Genomic DNA, 18,410 nt, shown 5'->3' on the forward strand with positions numbered 1-18,410 from the left:
CCGCCCAGGCGTCGGGCTCGACCTCCTCCACGGGCTCCGCCACCGGCCACAGCTCGACCGTGCCCGGCGCCCCGGCCCGCGCCGTGGTGTGGACGGTGCCGACCGCCTTGTCCTCGAAGCCGAGGCCTTCGTAGTGCTCGGCCACGCCGAAGGTGGCGTCCACCGCCCGCAGCACGCCGAGGGTCGAGCGGAAGGACAGCCCCAGCGCGACGTCCTCGAACTTGAGCTTGGCCGCCTTCGCCTCGCCCCGCCACTTGCCGTGCATGGTCGCGAACTCGCGCGGCTCGGCGCCCTGGAAGCTGTAGATCGACTGCTTCGGGTCGCCGACGGCGAAGCGCGTGCGCAACTGCTCGCGGGCGCCGGCCCCGGTGGCGAACTCGGCGGTGAGCCGGTCGAGGATCCGCCATTGCTGCGGGTTGGTGTCCTGCGCCTCGTCCACGAGGACGTGGTCGACGCCGCGGTCGAGCTTGTACAGCACCCAGGCGGCGTCGACCCGCGAGAGCAGGTCGAGGGTCTTGTGGATCAGGTCGTCGAAGTCGAGCGCTCCGAGCTTGGCCTTCTGCGCCTCGATCCGGCGGTGGATCTCGGCGGCGAGCGTGAACAGCGCCTCGGTGCGGGCGAGCGCGCGGGCGCCGCGCGCAGCCGCAGTCTCGGCGGATTCGAGCATCAGGAAGGCGGCGCAGCTGCCGAGGATGAAGCCCGGCGCATCCGCGCGGTCGAAGACCGGCGCGTAGTCGGGCTTGCGCAGGAAACCGCCCATCTCGTGGACAACCATCACGTCCGGCCGCTCGGCGCTGTAGGAGCCGCCGACCAGCATCGCGTCGATCTGGCCCGAGGCGATCCGCGCCTGCCCGATGCGCAGCGCGTCGACGCCCGAGGCCTCCTCGCCCATGAAGGTGCGCGACGCGCCTGTGACGCCGTGGACGATGGCGATGTTGCCGGCCAAGAGGTTCGAGAGCTGCGCCAGAAACAGCGTCGGGCGCAGGTCGTTCTGCAGCCGCTCGTTGAGGAAGGCGCCGGCGTGCTCGGCCTCGCGCAGGCCGGTGAGGATCGCCCCGTCGACCGCGTAGTCGCGCTCGCCGCCGCCGGCCGCGACCACGAGATGGAGCGCCTGCTTGAACCCGGCGTCGTCCTTCACCCCGGCCGAGTCGAGCGCGAGGCCGGCGGCGTAGACGCCGAGGCGCTGCCATGCCTCCATCTGGCGCTGGTCGGACTTCTTCGGGATTTGCCCGTCCCAGGCGATCGCCGGAGCCGGGTGGACGGGATACGGCGCGAAGGTCGCCGCGTCGGTCCGTGGCGCGGCGCCGGCGTCGAGGGCGTCGAGGTGGGCGGCCAGGCCCTCGCCGACGCAGGAAACGAGGCCGATCCCGGTGACGACGACGGCGCGGCTCATTCGGCTTCTCCCGGCGCATCCCCGTCGATCACGAGGCCGATCTTCGCGGTGCGCGCGCGCATCAGGGCGTCGAGCCCGTCCGGGAACGGCATGGTGCGGAAGCGGAGCTCGGCGTCGGCCAGGAGCTTGCCGTCGTGGCGGATCGCGGCCTTGGTCACCGCGTAGCCCGAGCCGTCGTGCTCCAGGCTCGCGGTCACGGTCAGCGTCGCGCCGGGGCCGACGAAGGAGCGGAAGCGCGCCTTGTCCACCGCCATCAGGAACGGCATCTGCGCGAAGTTCAGGTGGGCGAGCACGAGGTAGCCCGAGGCCTGCGCCATGGTCTCGGTGAGGAGCACGCCCGGCACCAGAGGGTGGCCGGGGAAGTGCCCCTCGAAGACCGGGCTCTCCGTCGGCACCTGGGCCAGGGCCTCGATCCGGCCGGCGGCGCGGTCGAGGCTCACCACGGAATCGATCATCTCGAAGTATTCGAGGCGCATGGGCTGCCGATCCGCAGACGTGTTCGGAAGGTCGTTCGCGTCGGCTCAGACCTTGGCGGCCTTTTCCGCGACCAGCGCGTCGATGCGGGCGCAGAGGTTCTTCAGCACGAAGTACTCCTCGGCCGGCACCTTGCCTTCGTTGACCTCCTGGGTCCAGCGCTCCAGCGGCAGCTTGATCCCGAACGCCTTGTCGACGGCGAAGGCGATGTCGAGGAAGGCGAGGCTGTCGATGCCGAGGTCGTCGATCGCGTGGCTCCCGGGCGTGATCTTCTCGCGCGGGATGTCGGCGGTGTCGGCGATGATGTCGGCCACGCGCTCGAAGGTGGCGGTGCCGGTGCTGGGCTGGTCTGACATGCGTTCTCGCCGAATCGGGATGGGTGCGACGGGCCGCCGCCGATGCTCGACGCGGCGCCCCCATCCGCACGGCCCGGTGGCGGAGGGCGCCCTGCGCCGCCCCGTCAAGTGGCCGCGACCTCTACACGAGGGGGTCCGGCCCGGCAACCATGTGGCCCTCCGGGCGGGCTTCGCCGGATGGCAAAGGTCCCACGGCGGCCTACATGAGCGCGCGGCGGATCGCGCCGGAGGACTCGCCTGATGGACCAGACGCTTCGCACCGACCACGCGCCGCCGGACCGCGCCCCGCCGCTCCCGCCGGTGGAGAAGGCGCGCGGCCAGGGGATCGCCCGCGTGGCGCTCGTGCTGTCGCTGTCGGCGCTCGGCCTCTGGATCCTGTCCGGCTTCCTGCCGGCGCTCGCCTGGGCGGTGGTGCTGGCGATCGCGCTGTGGCCGCTCTACGCGCGCGCCGAACGGCGGTTTCCGCCAGGCGGCCACAACGTCGTGCTTCCGCTCGTGGCGACGCTCCTCGTCGCCCTCGTCTTCCTCGCGCCGCTCGTCATCCTCGGCGTCCAGGCGGCCCGCGAGGCGCACGACGTGCTCGACTTCGTGCGCACGGCCGAGAAGGACGGCGTCCCCGTGCCGGACGTCATCAACCACCTGCCCTACGGCGCGGCCCAGGCGTCCGCCTGGTGGAGCGCCAACCTCAGCCATCCCGATGCCGGCTCCGACCTGCTGCGCAAGCTGGACAACGATTCCGTGATCGGGGTGTCGCGCAACGTCGGCAAGGAGGTGGTGCATCGCGTCGTGCTGTTCGGCTTCAGCCTCGTCGCCCTGTTCTTCCTGTTCCGCGACGGCCGCACCATCCGCGACCAGGTCCTCGTGGCGTGCAACCGCCTGTTCGGGCCGCGCGGCGAGCGGGTCGGCCGACAGATGGTCGCCTCGGTGCACGGCACCGTCGACGGCCTCGTCCTCGTCGGCCTCGGCGAGGGCGTCGTCCTCGGCATCGTCTACTACTTCGCCGGCGTGCCGCACCCGGTGCTGCTCGGCGCGTTCACCGCGGTCGCCGCGATGATCCCGTTCGGCGCGGCGCTCGCCATCGCCATCGCGGCGCTGCTGCTCGTGGCGGCGAGCTCGGTGAAGGCGGCGGTGATCGTGGCCGTCGCGGGCTTCGTCGTGACGTTCGTGGCCGACCACTTCGTGCGCCCGGCGCTCATCGGCGGCACCACCAAGCTGCCGTTCCTGTGGGTGCTGCTCGGCATCCTCGGCGGGGTCGAGACCTTCCACCTCCTCGGCCTGTTCCTCGGCCCGGCGGTGATGGCCGCGCTGATGCTGCTGTGGCGCGAGTTCACGGTCGGCGCCGACGCGAAGGCTCCCTGACATGCGAACGGCCGCGGGATCCGAGATCCCGCGGCCGTTTTGCGAAGACTTCGGCGGCACGGATTTGCGTGCAGCCGGAGTCGGTTCGATTACATCGGCGGGGTGAGGCCGTCCTTGCCGACGGCGATCAGCTTGCCTTCGATCTTCGAGCCGGCCTTGTCGACCACGGCGAAGATTTTGGAGCCGGGGGTGAGGATCGCCTTGTCCGCAGGCTCGAAGGCGACGATCGGTGCGGTCGGCGGCACTTCGATGGTCTTGGCCGCGCCGTCCTTGCCGTAGCCGACGGTGAGCGTCTTGGTGCCCGAGGCGCCGGCCGTGTCGGCCTTCACCGTGCCGTTGGTCATCGCGCTCTTGACGCGCGACGCGCCGGACTCGGCCTTGACCGTGCCGTTGGTCATCGAGCTCTTCACCGCCGCGCCGCCCGCGGCGGTCTGGTCGGCGATCGAATCCCAGCCGTAATGGCCCTCGCCGGTGCCGCGCATCGACTCGGGGAACAGCACGACCTCGAGCGCCGTCATCGGGTTCTCGCCCTTGGTCGCCGTGCCGATGAAGACGCCGTCCTTGATCTGGTCGAGGCTCGACTTCACGACCCAGGCGAACTTGGCGCCGCCGACGTCGACGGTCTCGGTGGCCCCGTCGACGGTCTTGATCGTGACCATGCCGCCGTCGGCCTTCTCGATCGTGCCGCGGACGCGCTCCAGCGCCTGGGCGGAGAAGGCGGCGCCGGACAGGGTCATCAGGCCGGCGACGGCGAGTGTGGTGAAGGTCTTCATGTAGCGCTCCGGTTGTCGTGACCGGAGGGTTATGGGGCGCCGGCGACCGCAAAACACCCTTGCGCGCAATCTATTTTTGTTTCCGAGTCGCCCGTCATCCCCGTCGGCGCAGCTCGGCGAGGTAGCTGCGCAGCAACGTCACCCGTCGCGGGCGGAAGCTGCTACCGGCCGGCTCCGCCCCCGCGATCCGGTCTGCCCGGAACATGCGGAACGCCTCGCGCAGGCAGCACCAGGCGAGCACCGTCATCTTGTCGTCGAGGTAGACGATGGAAAGCGGCAGGATCGTGCGGACGCTCGTCGCCCCGTCCTTGTCCGCGTACCGGATCGTCACCGCCTCCTCACGCCAGCACCCGGACCGGATCGCTGCCATGTCGACGGTCGCCGGATAGCGCGTCCCGAACCGGCGGACCTGCGAGACGGCGTGAAGCAGGTGCTGCTCGCGCCGGTCTGGCAGGGTCGCCGCGACCTTGGCCAGGACCGAGGCGGCGGCCTCCGCGAGCGCCGGGTCGCCCATGTGCCGGACCTCGCCGAGACCCAGGACCAGCGCCTCGATCTCGATCCGGTCGAAGGTCTGCGGCGGCAGCGCGACGTCCTCGACGAGGCGATAGCCGTAGCCGCGCTCGCCCTCGATCCCGGCTCCGGCGGTGCGCAGGCTGTCGATGTCGCGATAGATCGAGCGCAGCGACACGCCGGTCTCCTCGGCGAGCCGGGCCGCCGTGACCGGCGCCGGCAGGACGCGCATCGCGTGGAGCAATCGAAGCAGCCGGTCGGCTCGGGCCATCGTGCAACTGACGGAAACTGGCAGGTGGACCTGGCTAGACCATCCCCTGCCGACCCGCCAGCAGGAGCCCGCCATGATCACGCTCTATCATTCCCCCAACAGCCGCTCGACCCGCATCGTCGCCCTGGTCAAGGAGCTCGATGCCCTGGATCACGTACGCATCGAGCGGGTGACGATCCCGCGCACGGACGGATCGGGGGCTCGCGACCCGGCCAACCCGCATCCCGAGGGTAAGGTGCCGCTGCTCGACGACGACGGCACGCTGGTGCGCGAATCGAGCGCCATCGTGCAGCACCTCGCCGACCTGTTCCCGAAGGCGGGGCTCTCCATCCCCCACGGGCACAGGCAGCGCGGCGCCTACCTCGGATGGCTCGCCTGGTACGCCGGCGTCCTGGAGCCGGTGCTGATCGTCGAGGCTGCCGGACTGGACCATCCGTTCCTGAGGCAGACGTTCCGAGGCGGCGTGGAGGCCCGGGCGCGTCTGGCCTCGGCGCTCGGCGACAGCCCGTTCCTGCTAGGCGACCGTTTCACCGCGGCCGACCTGCTGCTGCACTCGCCCTTCGCGTGGTTCGGCAAGCCCGGCGTGCCGGCGATCGACGCCTGGGTCGACCGCTGCACCGCGCGCCCGGGCGCAGCCTTCGCGGCGGCCTTCGATGCGGCGCAGCCGGCGAGCTCACCCGTCCGTCGACGATCATGAAAAAGCCGCCGCGGTGCGAGCCCGCGGCGGCTTGACGATGCTTCGGTTCGGGGCGGCCCGAAGGCCGCCCGGCCCGTGGTTCAGGCCGCGAGCGAGCGCAGCACGTAGGGCAGGATGCCGCCGTTGCGGAAGTATTCCAGCTCGTCCAGCGTATCGATGCGGCAGGTCAGCGGCACCTCCTGCTTGGTGCCGTCGGCCGAGGTGATCTCGGCCGTCAGGGTCTGGCGCGGCTTCAGCTCGCCCGAGATGCCCTTGATCGTGATGGTCTCGTCGCCCTTGAGGCCGAGCGAGGACCACGAGGTCTCGCCCTGGAACACCAGCGGCACGATACCCATCCCGACGAGGTTCGAGCGGTGGATGCGCTCGAAGCTCTCGGCCACGACGGCGCGGACACCGAGCAGCTTGGTGCCCTTGGCCGCCCAGTCGCGCGACGAGCCGGTGCCGTATTCCTTGCCGGCGAAGACCACGAGCGGCGTCCCCTCGGCGGCGTATTTCTGCGCCGCGTCGTAGATGTACATCCGCTCGCCCGACGGCTGGAACAGGGTCCAGCCGCCCTCGACCACCTGGCCGGCGGGATCGCGCACCATCTGGTTCTTGATGCGGATGTTGGCGAAGGTGCCGCGCATCATCACCTGGTGGTTGCCGCGCCGGGTCCCGTATTGGTTGAAGTCCTGCACCCGGACCTGATGCTCCTGCAGGTATTCGCCGGCGGGCGAGGCTGCGCGGATGTTGCCGGCCGGCGAGATGTGGTCGGTGGTGATCGAGTCGAGGAACAGGCCGAGGATGCGTGCGTCCTGGATGTCCTGGACCGGGGCCGGCTCCATGGTCATGCCCTCGAAGTAGGGCGGGTTCTGCACGTAGGTGGAGCCGCCGTTCCAGGCGAAGGTCTCGGCCTCGACGACCTCGACGCCCTGCCAGTTCGCGTCGCCGGTGAAGACGTCGGCGTAGCGCGACTTGAACAGCGCCGAGGTGATGTTCGCCTCGATGAACTGCGCCACCTCGGCCGTCGTCGGCCAGATGTCCTTGAGGTAGACCGGCTGACCGTCCGAGCCGACGCCGAGCGGCTCTGTGGTGATGTCGATCTGCATCGAGCCGGCGAGCGCGTAGGCGACGACGAGCGGCGGCGAGGCGAGGTAGTTCGCCCGCACGTCGGGGTTCACGCGGCCCTCGAAGTTGCGATTGCCCGAGAGCACGGCGGCGGCGACCACGTCGTTGTCGTTGATCGCCTTCGAGATCGCGGCCGGCAGCGGGCCGGAATTGCCGATGCAGGTGGTGCAGCCGAAGCCGACCAGGTTGAAGCCCAGCGCGTCGAGCGGCTGCTGCAGCCCGGCCTTCTCGAGGTACTCGGCGACGACCTGGCTACCGGGCGCCAGCGACGTCTTCACCCAGGGCTTCGAGCGCAGGCCCTTGGCGACGGCGTTGCGGGCGAGCAGCCCGGCGCCGATCATCACCGACGGGTTCGAGGTGTTGGTGCAGCTCGTGATCGCCGCGATCACGACGTCGCCGTGGCCGATGTCGTAGTTCGCGCCCTCGACCGGGTAGCGCTTGGCGATGTCGGCGGCCTTGCGGAACTCGGTCTCCATCGAGTCGGCGAAGCCGGGCTTGGCGGCGTCGAGCAGCACCCGGTCCTGCGGGCGCTTCGGGCCGGCGAGCGAGGGCCGCACGTCGCCCATGTCGAGGGCGAGGGTGTCGGTGAAGACCGGGTCCGGGGTGTCGGCGTCGCGCCACATCCCCTGCGCCTTGGCGTAGGCCTCGACCAGGGCGATGCGCTCGTCGGTGCGGCCGGTGACCGTCAGGAAGTCGATGGTCTTGCGGTCGATCGGGAAGAAGCCGCAGGTCGCGCCGTATTCCGGCGCCATGTTCGAGATGGTGGCGCGGTCGGCGACCGCCATCGCGTCGAGGCCGGGGCCGTAGAACTCCACGAACTTGCCGACCACGCCCTTCTTGCGCAGCATCTGCGTGACGGTGAGCACGAGGTCGGTGGCGGTGGTGCCCTCGGGCAGCTTGCCGGAGAGCTTGAAGCCCACGACCTCGGGGATCAGCATCGACAGCGGCTGGCCGAGCATCGCGGCTTCCGCCTCGATGCCGCCGACGCCCCAGCCGAGCACGGCCATGCCGTTGACCATGGTGGTGTGCGAATCGGTGCCGACGAGCGAGTCGGGATAGGCGACCTCAGCCCCGTCCACCGTCTTCGTCCAGACGGTCTGCGACAGGTATTCGAGGTTGACCTGGTGGCAGATGCCGGTGCCGGGCGGGACCACGGAGAAGTTGTCGAACGCCGACTGGCCCCACTTGAGGAAGGTGTAGCGCTCGCCGTTGCGCTCGTATTCCAGCGCGACGTTGTCCGACAGCGCCTTCGGCGTGCCGAACTCGTCGACGATTACCGAGTGGTCGATCACGAGGTCGACCGGCACCAGCGGGTTGATCTTCTGGGGGTCGCCGCCCAGCGCCACCATGGCGTCGCGCATGGCCGCCAGGTCGACCACCGCCGGCACGCCGGTGAAGTCCTGCATCAGAACGCGCGAGGGGCGGAAGGCGATCTCGGTCTCGGTCTTGCCGCGGTTGTCGACCCAGGCGACGGTCGCCTCGATGTCGCCCTTCTTGACCGAGCGGTCGTCCTCGTAGCGCAGCAGGTTCTCGAGGATCACCTTCATCGAGAACGGCAGGGCGGTGGAGTTGGCGAGGCCGTTCTTCTCGGCCTCGGGGATCGAGTAGTAGGTATAGGTCTTGCCCGCCGCGGTAAGCGTCTGACGGGACTTGAAGCTGTCGAGTGAAGCCACGGCTGGTCTGATCCTCGCTGGCGTTTGTCGAACACGCGCAGGCATAACCCGCGCCACGAAACCGGTGTTCGGCCTGACTGCGCTCGCAGGGAGCGCGCGCCGCCCCGGGGGTGCCCGGGCAGGAGGGTGCGCGAGGAGCGAATTGGACGCTCGAAGGTCGCGCGGCGCAGCCTGGGGACCGTATAGAACGATTCGAATCTGCCCGCTACCGTGTCGCGGGTGACAGTGCCGCGAGGCTGTCCGCCCCCGCGGCCTTCTCCGCCCGGCTCAGGCGGTGGCCTCCGGCGCCGGGCCGCCGAAGCAGCGCCGCACCGCCGCCCAGAACGCGGCCTGCTCGTCCCGGGTGCAGAGCGCGACCCGCGCCTCCACGATCGCGCGGCCGGCGACCGCATCGGGGTCTTGGGCCATCTCGGCTTCCGTCCGGGCTTGCGGATCGTTCACGCGAAGCTTCGCGGAGTGCGAGGGCTTGGTCATGGCGACATCCTCCGTGTCGGCGGTGCGTCCCGGCGTCCCAAGATCGCGAACGCCGCTTGCCCCGGGACGGGGGAGGTTGCGCGGCTCCGCCGCCTCGCGCAACCGGGCAAGACGGCGCGGGGGCCGCGGGCTTCATCGTGATCGCAGGACGCGGCAGGGCGAATGGACGGATGCGCGCCGCCATCGTAAGCCTTGCGCGCGCTGGAGACTGCCATGCTCGCCCTCGACTTGCCGCCGGAGATCGAACGCCGCCTCGACGCTCTGGCCAGACGCACCGGCCGCAGCGCGGACGACCACGTGCGCGAGGCGATCCAGGACCATCTCGACGAGATCGAGGACGTCGAGATCGCGGAGAGCCGGGTCGCAGCCCTGCAGCGCGGCGAGAGCCAGGCCGTTCCCCTGCGGGCGGTTATGGACCGATATGGCTTGGCGGATTGAGTTCGAACGGTCCGCGGAACGCGAACTCGACAAGCTCGACCGAGAGACCGCCACGCGGATTCTCCGCTTTCTTCAGGACCGCCTATCGCCCTCGAACGATCCGCGAAGCCTCGGTGAAGCGCTGAAGGGTTCGCGGCTGGGCGGCCTCTGGAAATATCGGGTCGGCGACTATCGGATCATTGCATCGATCGAGGACGAGACCGTTCGGATCGTCGTCGTGCGGATCGGCCACCGCCGGGCCGTCTACCGTTAGATCGAGACGTTTCACCTCCTGAACAGGCAACCTTCGTGCGGCTGACCGTTGACGCCCTCACTTGCCGCCGCTCGGGGCGAAGGATCTTCTCCGGGCTGTCCTTCGCGATCGGTCCGGGCGAAGCGATCACCGTCACCGGCCGCAACGGGGCGGGCAAGTCGAGCCTGCTCGCGATCCTGTCCGGGCGGCTGCGGCCGGATTCCGGGCGCCTCACCGTCCACGACATGGGCGAAGCGGCGCTTCCCGAATGCTTGCACGCGGTCGGGCATCGCGACGGGTTGAAGAGCAGCCTGACGGCGGCCGAGAACCTCGCCTTCGCCCAAAGCCTACTGGGGACGAAGTGGCTGAGCCCGCGGGCGGCGCTCGACCGGCTCGGCCTCGCCCACGCCCTGGACCTGCCGGTCGCCTACCTGTCCGCCGGGCAGCGGCGCCGGGTGGCGCTGGCCCGCCTCCTCGTCTGCGCGCGCCCGCTCTGGCTTCTCGACGAGCCGACGGCGGCCCTCGACACCGCGTCGCAGGGCGTGCTCGCCGGGCTGATGGCCGAACATCGGGCGGCGGGCGGCCTCGTCATCGCCGCCACCCACCAGGCCCTCGGCCTCGAAGACGCGCGCAACCTCCACATCGCGCAGGCCGCCCCGCGGGCGCCCGAGCCGGCGGCCGACGCGGAGGAGGTTTGGGCGTGATCCGCATCCTCGTCGCCCTCGTCGCCCGCGACCTGACGCTGGCCTCCCGCGTCGGCGGGTCGGGCATGCTGTCGCTGGTCTTCTTCCTGATGATCGTCGCGCTGGTGCCGTTCGCGCTTGGGCCCGACTTGAACCTGCTCTCGCGGATCGGGCCGGCGATCCTCTGGCTCTCGGCGGTGCTGGCGACGCTGATCGGACTCGACCGCCTGTTCCAGGCCGACGAGGAGGATGGCTCCCTCGACCTGATGACCGCGGCCCCGATTCCGCTCGAACTCGTGGTGCTGGCCAAGGTGATCGCGCACTGGCTCACCACCGGGCTGCCGCTGGCGCTGGCCTCGCCGCTGTTCGGGCTGCTGGTGGCCCTGGACGGCACCGCCATGGCCGCGACCGCGCTGACGCTGCTCGTGGGCACGCCGGCGCTCACCTTCGTGGGTGCGGTGGGCGCGGCCCTCACCGCCTCGATCCGCCGGGGCGGCCTGATCCTCGCCGTGCTGGTGCTGCCCCTGATGATCCCGACGCTGATCTTCGGCGTCTCGGCGGCGCAGTCGGCGCTCGGTGGCACCGTGCCCTTCGCGACCCCGCTGATGATCCTGACCGGCCTCAGCCTGATCGCGGCCCTGGTCGGGACCTTCGCCGCGGCGGCGGCCCTGCGCTGGTCGGAATGAGCCCGGGACGCTGAGGCAAGAGATCGGAACGGAGGTGCAATTTCCTTTGCGCCGCACTGCCTTATCAGACGTCCTGCAGGGGCGGCGCGAAGGGTTCGCCCGCCCTGTCAGATTCGATGGGGACGTACCGATGAAGACCCTGATGTCCGCGCTGCTCCTGGCGCTTCTCGCGACCGCACCCGCCGCCGCCGCCGGCGCCTTCGCCGTGGACACCGAAGAGGGCCAGAAGGCCGGCGACGAGGGCTACGGCATCGGCTGGGGCGATTCGCGCGAGGCCGCCGGCGCCGCCGCGATGCGGCAATGCGCCAAGATGGGCAACGACAACTGCAAGGTCGTGGCCCGCTTCGACAGCTGCGGCGCCTACGTCTCCAACCGCACCAGCTACGGCGTCGGCTGGGGCCGCACCGAGGCCGCCGCCAAGGAGATGGCCTTCGACAAGTGCCCGAACTGCAAGCTCGTCCTTTCCGAGTGCGAATGATCCGGGGCGCCTGAACGCCGACGGGCTTCCGGGTCCGCGACGCACGATCCTTCCGCGCTCGACCTTGCGCCGTGGCATCATCGCGCGATATGTACGTGTTCCTGTACAGAGCGGATGGTTGTCATGGCGCAAGTCGGCTTGACCGAGCTTCGGCGGAACTTCGCCGCGTATCTCGACCAGGTTGAGAACGACCGGTCGGAACTGGTCGTCACGCGGCAGAACCACGAGCCTCTCGTGATTCTGCCGCTCGCAGAACTCGATCAGCTGCGCGAGACGCTCCATCTCCTCGGCACGCCGGCCAACGCGAAGCGGCTTCTCGAAGCCGCCGCCCAGATCGAGGCCGGTGGCGGGTCCGAACACGATCTGATCGAGGGGTGAAGCTCCTCTGGGCCGACCACGCCTGGGAAGATTACCTGTTCTGGCAGGCATCCGACCCCGCAACCCTCAAGCGCATCAACGATTTGATCCGCGAGGTCCGGCGGACGCCGTTCACCGGCATCGGCAAACCCGAGCCGCTGCGCGGCAACCTGAGCGGATGGTGGTCTCGGCGGATCACCGGCTCCCACCGCCTCGTCTACCGGGTCGGCGGCCATGGTGAGACGCAGGCCGTCGAGATCCTGCAATGCCGGTGGCGCTACGCCTGAGCTCGGCGGCCTCCAGCTCGGCGTCCCCCTGCGCCAGACGTGCGCATTGCCGCTGCACCGCACCCCGCGCTAAGACATGGCGCATGTCGACGCCCCTCTGGACGCGCCTGTCCAACCCGAGCCACTTCATGCGCTGGTCCGGCACGCTGGTGCCGTGGCTCGCCGCGATCTCGACCGCGATCCTCGCGCTCGGGCTGTACCTGTCGTGGTTCGTCGCCCCGCCCGACTACCAGCAGGGCGAGACCGTGCGGATCATGTTCATCCACGTGCCTGCGGCCTGGCTCGGGGTGTTCTTCTACGGCTCGATGAGCCTGTCGGCGATCGGCACCCTGGTCTGGCGCCATCCGCTCGCCGACGTGGCGCAGCGCGCCGCAGCCCCGATCGGGGCGGCCTTCACCCTGATCTGCCTCGTCACCGGCTCGCTCTGGGGCAAGCCGATGTGGGGCACCTACTGGGTCTGGGACGCGCGGCTCACCTCGATGCTGATCCTGTTCCTGATCTATTGCGGCATCATTGCCCTGTGGCGGACGATGGAGGATCCGAACCGGGCCGCCCGCTCCGTCGCGATCCTGACGCTCGTCGGCGCGATCAACCTGCCGATCATCAAGTTCTCCGTGAACTGGTGGTCGACCCTGCACCAGCCGGCCTCGATCCTGCGCATGGGCGGCTCGACCATCGACCCGTCGATGCTCTACCCGCTGCTGGTGATGATCGGTGCCGCCACCCTCGGCGGCACCGCTCTGCACCTCTACGCGATGCGCACCGAGATCATGCGCCGCCGCGTACGGACGCTGACGATCCGCGAGGCGGAGCGCCTCGACGCCGGCTCGACCGTGACGGCCTCCGAGGCCGGTCGCGCCCTACCCCTCGGCCAGGCGGTCTGATCGCGGACGCGCCGTCCGCAAGGGAGATGCGGCTGATGACCAAGGCGAGCACGACGAAGGCGAGCACCTGCCTGTGGTTCGGCACCGACGCGGAGGCTGCGGTCCGCCTCTACGTCGACCTCGTTCCCGACTCGCGCATCGACCGCATTCAACGCGCACCAGGTGCGTGGCCGGGCGGGGCGGCCGGCGACGCGATCCTCGTCGCCTTCACCCTCGGCGGCCAGAGTTTTCAGGCGCTGAACGGCGGCACGCCGGCCGAGTACGGCATGGCGGCCTCGATCTCGGTCGCCTGCGCCGACCAGGCGGAGGTCGACCGGCTCTGGGCGGGCCTCACCGCCGACGGGGGCAGCGCCATCATGTGCGGCTGGCTTCGCGACCGCTGGGGCGTGCCCTGGCAGATCGTGCCGGAGGTGCTGCCGCGCCTCCTGGCCGACCCCAACCCCGCCGTCTCGGCCCGCGTCTTCGCGGCCATGCAGACCATGGTCAAGCTGGACGTCGCCGCCCTCGAGCGGGCGGCGCAGGCATGAGCGCGCTTCTGCACAAGCTCCTTCGGATTTTATAAACGCATGAGTCTCGACCTCGGCAGCCACGGCGGCTTCATTCTCGCCTCCTACGCCTTCACCGCGCTGGTGATGGCGGGCCTCGTCCTCAACGCGGTCCGCGACCGGCGCACGCAGCGGCGGGCGCTGTCCCAGCTCCAGGCGGAGGATCGCCGGTGAGCGTCGAGACCCCTCCGGAGCCGGTCCGCCGCTCGCTCCTCGTCGTCGTCCCGGTGCTGGCCTTCGCGGTGCTGGCGGCGGTGTTCTTCCTGCGCCTGCGCTCCGGCGCCGACCCAGCCGCCCTCCCCTCGGCGCTGATCGGCAAGCCGGTGCCGAGCTTCACCCTGCCGGCGGTGGCCGGCCTCACCGTCGACGGCAAGCCGGTGCCCGGCCTGTCGAGCGCCGACCTGAAGGGCGGCGTCACGGTGCTCAACGTCTGGGCCTCGTGGTGCGCGCCGTGCCAGGTCGAGCATCCGATGCTGATGCGCCTGGCGCGCGAGCCCGGCATCCGGCTCGTCGGGATCGACTACAAGGACGCCGCCGAGAACGGACGCCGGTTCCTGACGCGCAACGGCGTGCCGTTCCAGGCGGTGGGCCACGACGAGACCGGCCGCGTCGGCATCGATTTCGGTGTCTACGGCGTGCCCGAGACCTTCATCATCGGCCCGGACGGCGTGATCCGCGACAAGCTCGTCGGTATCGTCACCCCGGAAAATCTCGCCGAGGTGATCGCCAAGATCCGCGCGGCCGGCAAGGTAGCCGCGAAATAGGAAGGAAATTCTTCGTTGGCCCTGGCGGGCCGTCCGCCGCACCGGCAGCGGCGCGCGGTCGCGCTTGCCGCCGGCCGACGCCGTCGGGGCTGTCTCTGCGCGAGAACCTGCGCGCCGTTACACGTCGGACTTCTTGCGCTCGTAGCGGGTCAATAGCGGCGTCTGGGCGAGCGCGAACACGACGGTGAGCGGCATGATGCCGAACACCTTGAAGTTCACCCAGAAATCTTCGCTCTGCGTCCGCCACACCGCCTCGTTGAGCACGGCGAGCGCCAGGAAGAACAGCCCCCAGCGGAAGGTCAGCTTCCGCCAGCCCTCGTCGGTGAGCGAGAACACCGAGTCGAGCACCACCGAGAGCAGGGACTTGCCGAAGGCGAGGCCGCCGAGCAGCACCAGGCCGAACAGCGTGTTCACGATGGTGGGCTTCACCATGATGAAGGTCTTGTCCTGCAGGTAGAGCGTCAGCCCGCCGAAGACGACGACCACCACGCCCGACACCATCGGCATGATCGGCAGCCGGCGCACCAGGGCGAAGTGCACGGCGAGCGCCAGCACCGTCGCCACGATGAACACCCCGGTCGCCACGAACAGCTTCTGGTCGGGGGCTACGCCGAAGCGCTCGGCGTAGGCGTTGCCGAGGAAGAAGATCACCAGCGGCCCGAGTTCGAGCGCCAGCTTGGGGAGCGGCGCGAGGTGTCGGCGCGGGGGTACGGATTCGATCTGCATCATGCTGGCCAGGGAGCCGGAACGGGCCCATCGCGTCGATGCGTCTGTATCGATGACGACGGGTGCGGTCCACCGGGGCTGCCGGCACGGGCCGGATGCCGGCCGGCCCAGCGCCATCGTGTCCTCGCCCCCGTCAACGCGCCTCGGCGAAACGGCGGACGGTGGCCGGCACGCCCACTTCGAACGGGGTCGGCACGAAGCCGAAGCGGCGGGCGAACTTGCCGCCGTCGATCACGTAGGCACGATCCCAGGTGAATCCGACATCGGCCACCTCGCGCGCGAAGCGGTAGACCAGCCCGAGCGGCCGCAGCATCGCGAAGGGGACGGCCCACAGCCTGAGCCGCTTGCCGAGCACGCCGGCGCCCATCGTCAGCAGGGCGCGCGGGCTCCGCGTCGGCGCGCACGGAACGTTCCAGGCCTGCCCGAAATCCGCGTCGGGGGCGTCGAGCAGCACCAAAGCCGCCCGCGCGACGTCCGGGACGTAGGCGAAGTCGTGCGCCGTGTCGGCCGGCACGAGCAGTTGCGCTGGCCGGCCCTTCGCCAGCGCACCGAACGCGAAGGCGCCGAGATGGGAGTTGGCGACGCCGGGTCCGTAGAAATCGGAGCAGCGCAGGGCCGCCACCGGCACGCGGGCTCGCGCTCCCTGCCAGATCCGGGTGACCTCGGCCAGGATCACCGGCTTCTCGCCGCCTGCGGTCAGCGGCATGTCCTCGGTGCGCGGCGCCGTCTGCGGCCCGAGTTGGTAGAGGTTGTCGATGAAGACCAGCCGCGCCCCCGCCTCGGCGCAGCCCTCGACCACGGCGTGCATCGTTCGCGGCCAGGCCGTCCGCCACACCCGCGCGTCGTAGGGGAAGCCGACCGCGAGTACCGCCTGCGCCGACCCGTCGAGCGCGCGCCGCACGTCGGCAGGATTCAGGACGTCGCAGACCTGATGCTCGACGCCGGCCTGGAGGTCCGCCGGGCGTGTGCGGGTTGCGACCCGCACGCGGTCTCCGCGTGCGGCCAGCCGCTCGGCGATCGGCCGCCCGACCGCGCCGTAGCCGAAGATCGTGATCCGCTGCGTCATCGTCCTGTCCCTCATCGCTGAAGGCAGGACGATGCACCTCGGCGGGCACATCGAAAATTGCCGAAGTCCGTGGTCCTGCTATACGCAAACGGATGAACCACAATCCCGATTGGGCGCTCTATCGCACTCTGCTCGCCGTGCTCGACGCTGGCTCGCTGTCGGCAGCCGCGCGTGCGCTCGGGACGACGCAACCGACCGTCGCCCGCCACGTGGATGCGCTGGAGTCGGCGCTGGGCGCCGACCTGTTCGTGCGGTCGCAGCGTGGGCTCGAACCGACCGAGCTTGCGGTGTCGCTGCGCCCGCACGCGCGAACCATGGCGACGACCGCCGCCGCGTTGCTGCGGGCCGCCAGCGGTGCCCAGGGCGACTTCGCCGGGACGGTGCGGATCACGGCGAGCGACGTCGTCGGCGTCGAGCACTTGCCGCCGATCCTGACCCGGCTCAGGCGGGCAAATCCTGCGCTGGCGATCGAGCTGGCGCTCTCGGACGTGGTCGGCGACCTGCTCGCGCGCGAGGCGGACATCGCGATCCGCATGGTCGAGCCGACCCAGGGGGCGTTGCTGGCGCGCCGCCTGCCGCCGGTGGATCTCGGGTTCCACGCCCACCGCGACTACCTGGACAGAGCCGGGACGCCGGCCACCATCGGCGACCTCTCAGCCCATGACGTGATCGGCTACGACACCGAGACCCCGGCGCTTCGGGCCATGGCCGCCCGGTTGCCGCCGCTCGACCGGCGCACGTTCGCTCTGAGGGCCGACAGCAACCTCGCCCAGGTCGCCGCGATCCGGTCAGGGTTCGGCATCGGCATCTGCCAGGTGGCGATCGCCCGGCGCGACCCGGCGCTGGTGCGCGTCCTGCCCGCGATCACCCTGACGCTGCCCCTCTGGATCGTGATGCACGAGGACCTGAAGACGAACGCCCGCTGCCGCGCGGTGTTCGATGCCTTGGTCGAAGGGCTCGACCTTTCGGAGGCAGCACCCGGCGCGACGGCGACCTGCTGACGACCCGCGACTGCACTGCAGGCCGTTCGGTCCGCGTCGGGCGTCAGCCCTTCTCCAGCCCCGCGATCGCCCGCGCGAAGTCGCGCGCCGCGAACGGCTCCAGGTCGTCGACGCCCTCGCCGACGCCGATGAAGTGCACCGGCAGGCCGAACTTGGCGGCCAGTGCGATCAGGATGCCGCCGCGGGCTGTGCCGTCGAGCTTGGTCATCACCAGCCCCGAGACCGGCGCGGCTTTCGAGAACAGCTCGACTTGGGACAGGGCGTTCTGGCCGACGGTGGCGTCGAGAACCAGCAGCGTCGCATGCGGCGCCTCGGGATCGCTCTTGCGCAGCACGCGGATGATCTTTTCCAGCTCCGCCATCAGCCCGGCCTTGTTCTGCAGCCGGCCGGCGGTGTCGATCAGGAGCACGTCGGTGCCCTCGGCCTTCGCACGCTTGAGGGCGTCGAAGGCGAGCCCCGCCGCGTCCGCACCCTGCGCCCCGCTCACCACCGGCGTGCCGGTGCGCTCGCCCCAGACCTTCAGCTGCTCGATCGCGGCGGCGCGGAAGGTGTCGCCCGCCGCCAGCATCACCGAGCGGCCCTCCGCCTTAAGGCTGAGCGACAGCTTGCCCAGCGTCGTGGTCTTGCCGGCGCCGTTCACGCCGATCATCAGGATCACGAACGGCTTCTTGGTGGGATCGACGACCAGGGGCTTGGCCACCGGCTCCAGCGCCCGCTCGACCTCGGTCGCCAGGATCGCCCGGACCTCGTCGGGGGAGATGCCCTTCTCGTAGCGGCCCTTGCCCACGGCCTCCGAGATCCGCGTCGCGGTCTCGACGCCGAAATCGGCCTGGATCAGCGCGTCCTCCAGGTCCTCCAGGGTGTTGGCGTCGAGCTTGCGCTTGGTAAACAGGCCGGTGACCCGGTCGGACAGGGCCGACGAGGTCCGCTTCATCCCCGAGGTCAGCCGGGTCCACCAGCCGCGCTTCTCCGACGCCGGCTCCGATGCCGTCTCGTCGTCGGCGAGGGCGTCGTGAGCGAGCGCGGCCGCGACGTCGACCGGTTGGATATCCGGCGCGCCGGCGCCGGCCTCAGGCCCCGCGTCGGGCGCGGTCACCGGCTCGCGGGCGACCGTCGTGCAGACTGTGACATAAACACATCAGACGCACCCCACGACACCTTACCAGAAGATCACGG

The 18,410-nt window shown here is 70.5% G+C and carries 23 protein-coding genes and 1 pseudogene; 14 read left to right on the forward strand and 10 right to left on the reverse strand.

The features are described from left to right. From FV222_RS30595 to FV222_RS04260, 3 genes are all read right to left on the reverse strand, one after another. Window positions 1-1,393, reverse strand: a 1,393-nt coding sequence (locus FV222_RS30595; protein WP_210248449.1) for a beta-ketoacyl-ACP synthase, incomplete at its 3' end; no start/stop codon positions are given. Further along, a complete protein-coding gene (locus FV222_RS04255) occupies window positions 1,390-1,869 on the reverse strand; it encodes a 3-hydroxyacyl-ACP dehydratase FabZ family protein (RefSeq protein ID WP_147751433.1) in 480 nt (159 codons plus the stop codon). The genes FV222_RS30595 and FV222_RS04255, both read right to left, overlap by 4 nt. 45 nt (window positions 1,870-1,914) lie before the next feature. Further along, window positions 1,915-2,223, reverse strand: coding sequence for an acyl carrier protein (locus FV222_RS04260; RefSeq protein ID WP_147762837.1), 309 nt, complete (start codon window positions 2,221-2,223; stop codon window positions 1,915-1,917). 240 nt (window positions 2,224-2,463) lie between these two features. Between FV222_RS04260 and FV222_RS04265 the strand changes: the two genes are divergently transcribed. Further along, the gene (locus FV222_RS04265) at window positions 2,464-3,582 is read left to right on the forward strand and encodes an AI-2E family transporter (protein WP_147762838.1); all 1,119 of its coding nucleotides are present in this window, start codon (window positions 2,464-2,466) and stop codon (window positions 3,580-3,582) included. A gap of 89 nt (window positions 3,583-3,671) precedes the next feature. On the opposite strand, the gene FV222_RS04270 is transcribed toward FV222_RS04265, so the two are convergent. Together FV222_RS04270 and FV222_RS04275 are read right to left on the reverse strand one after the other, a co-directional pair. Continuing rightward, on the reverse strand, window positions 3,672-4,355 hold the full coding sequence (locus FV222_RS04270) for a metal ABC transporter permease (RefSeq protein ID WP_147762839.1): 684 nt from the start codon (window positions 4,353-4,355) through the stop codon (window positions 3,672-3,674). Between the two features lie 94 nt (window positions 4,356-4,449). Continuing rightward, complete coding sequence (locus FV222_RS04275; RefSeq protein WP_147762840.1) at window positions 4,450-5,136, reverse strand: YafY family protein; 687 nt, start codon at window positions 5,134-5,136, stop codon at window positions 4,450-4,452. 73 nt (window positions 5,137-5,209) lie between these two features. Between FV222_RS04275 and FV222_RS04280 the strand changes: the two genes are divergently transcribed. Beyond that, complete coding sequence (locus tag FV222_RS04280; RefSeq protein WP_147762841.1) at window positions 5,210-5,833, forward strand: glutathione S-transferase family protein; 624 nt, start codon at window positions 5,210-5,212, stop codon at window positions 5,831-5,833. A gap of 80 nt (window positions 5,834-5,913) precedes the next feature. Here FV222_RS04280 and acnA read toward each other — a convergent pair whose 3' ends face one another. After that, window positions 5,914-8,613, reverse strand: coding sequence for an aconitate hydratase AcnA (acnA, locus tag FV222_RS04285; protein ID WP_147813122.1), 2,700 nt, complete (start codon window positions 8,611-8,613; stop codon window positions 5,914-5,916). 267 nt (window positions 8,614-8,880) lie between these two features. Continuing rightward, window positions 8,881-9,087 (reverse strand): hypothetical protein, encoded by a 207-nt coding sequence (locus FV222_RS04290; RefSeq protein WP_147751427.1) that lies wholly within the window; start codon window positions 9,085-9,087, stop codon window positions 8,881-8,883. 213 nt (window positions 9,088-9,300) lie between these two features. On the opposite strand from FV222_RS04290, the gene FV222_RS04295 reads away from it, so the two are divergent. The 11 genes from FV222_RS04295 (at window position 9,301) to FV222_RS04345 (ending at window position 14,441) form a co-directional block, all read left to right on the forward strand. After that, complete coding sequence (locus FV222_RS04295) at window positions 9,301-9,525, forward strand: ribbon-helix-helix protein, CopG family (protein WP_147751426.1); 225 nt, start codon at window positions 9,301-9,303, stop codon at window positions 9,523-9,525. Continuing rightward, entirely contained in the window at window positions 9,509-9,778 is a 270-nt protein-coding gene (locus tag FV222_RS04300; protein WP_147762843.1) for a type II toxin-antitoxin system RelE/ParE family toxin, read from the forward strand. Before FV222_RS04295 ends, FV222_RS04300 begins: the two co-directional genes overlap by 17 nt. Window positions 9,779-9,813: 35 nt before the next feature. Then, entirely contained in the window at window positions 9,814-10,461 is a 648-nt protein-coding gene (ccmA, locus tag FV222_RS04305) for a heme ABC exporter ATP-binding protein CcmA (RefSeq protein WP_147762844.1), read from the forward strand. Continuing rightward, the gene (ccmB, locus tag FV222_RS04310; protein WP_147762845.1) at window positions 10,458-11,126 is read left to right on the forward strand and encodes a heme exporter protein CcmB; all 669 of its coding nucleotides are present in this window, start codon (window positions 10,458-10,460) and stop codon (window positions 11,124-11,126) included. Before ccmA ends, ccmB begins: the two co-directional genes overlap by 4 nt. A 130-nt stretch (window positions 11,127-11,256) precedes the next feature. Further along, complete coding sequence (locus FV222_RS04315) at window positions 11,257-11,604, forward strand: DUF4189 domain-containing protein (RefSeq protein WP_147762846.1); 348 nt, start codon at window positions 11,257-11,259, stop codon at window positions 11,602-11,604. 123 nt (window positions 11,605-11,727) lie between these two features. Next, on the forward strand, window positions 11,728-11,982 hold the full coding sequence (locus FV222_RS04320; RefSeq protein WP_147762847.1) for a type II toxin-antitoxin system prevent-host-death family antitoxin: 255 nt from the start codon (window positions 11,728-11,730) through the stop codon (window positions 11,980-11,982). After that, complete coding sequence (locus FV222_RS04325; protein ID WP_147751420.1) at window positions 11,979-12,248, forward strand: Txe/YoeB family addiction module toxin; 270 nt, start codon at window positions 11,979-11,981, stop codon at window positions 12,246-12,248. The genes FV222_RS04320 and FV222_RS04325 overlap by 4 nt, the downstream gene beginning before the upstream one ends. Window positions 12,249-12,331: 83 nt before the next feature. After that, on the forward strand, window positions 12,332-13,132 hold the full coding sequence (locus tag FV222_RS04330; protein ID WP_147762848.1) for a heme ABC transporter permease: 801 nt from the start codon (window positions 12,332-12,334) through the stop codon (window positions 13,130-13,132). A gap of 35 nt (window positions 13,133-13,167) precedes the next feature. Further along, window positions 13,168-13,659, forward strand: a complete 492-nt coding sequence (locus tag FV222_RS04335) for a VOC family protein (RefSeq protein WP_147762849.1) — start codon at window positions 13,168-13,170, stop codon at window positions 13,657-13,659. Between the two features lie 39 nt (window positions 13,660-13,698). Further along, the gene (ccmD, locus tag FV222_RS04340; protein ID WP_147762850.1) at window positions 13,699-13,851 is read left to right on the forward strand and encodes a heme exporter protein CcmD; all 153 of its coding nucleotides are present in this window, start codon (window positions 13,699-13,701) and stop codon (window positions 13,849-13,851) included. Beyond that, window positions 13,848-14,441, forward strand: coding sequence for a DsbE family thiol:disulfide interchange protein (locus FV222_RS04345; RefSeq protein ID WP_147762851.1), 594 nt, complete (start codon window positions 13,848-13,850; stop codon window positions 14,439-14,441). The genes ccmD and FV222_RS04345 overlap by 4 nt, the downstream gene beginning before the upstream one ends. Window positions 14,442-14,558: 117 nt before the next feature. Here the strand turns inward: FV222_RS04345 and FV222_RS04350 are convergent, their stop codons facing one another. Both FV222_RS04350 and FV222_RS04355 read right to left on the reverse strand, forming a co-directional pair. After that, window positions 14,559-15,167 carry a septation protein A gene (locus FV222_RS04350; protein WP_147751453.1) on the reverse strand — a complete coding sequence of 203 codons (609 nt, stop codon included), beginning with the start codon at window positions 15,165-15,167 and terminating at the stop codon, window positions 14,559-14,561. Window positions 15,168-15,300: 133 nt separating this feature from the next. Then, a complete protein-coding gene (locus FV222_RS04355; RefSeq protein ID WP_147813124.1) occupies window positions 15,301-16,233 on the reverse strand; it encodes an NAD-dependent epimerase/dehydratase family protein in 933 nt (310 codons plus the stop codon). A 92-nt stretch (window positions 16,234-16,325) separates the two neighbouring features. Between FV222_RS04355 and FV222_RS04360 the strand changes: the two genes are divergently transcribed. Beyond that, window positions 16,326-17,234 carry a LysR family transcriptional regulator gene (locus FV222_RS04360; RefSeq protein ID WP_147762853.1) on the forward strand — a complete coding sequence of 303 codons (909 nt, stop codon included), beginning with the start codon at window positions 16,326-16,328 and terminating at the stop codon, window positions 17,232-17,234. Window positions 17,235-17,277: 43 nt separating this feature from the next. Here FV222_RS04360 and ftsY read toward each other — a convergent pair. Further along, window positions 17,278-18,285, reverse strand: a pseudogene (gene ftsY / locus FV222_RS04365) (signal recognition particle-docking protein FtsY); the annotation flags it as partial. Between the last annotated feature and the right edge of the window lie 125 nt (window positions 18,286-18,410).

Origin of the sequence: Methylobacterium sp. WL103, assembly GCF_008039885.1 — a bacterium.
GTDB lineage: Bacteria > Pseudomonadota > Alphaproteobacteria > Rhizobiales > Beijerinckiaceae > Methylobacterium > Methylobacterium cerastii.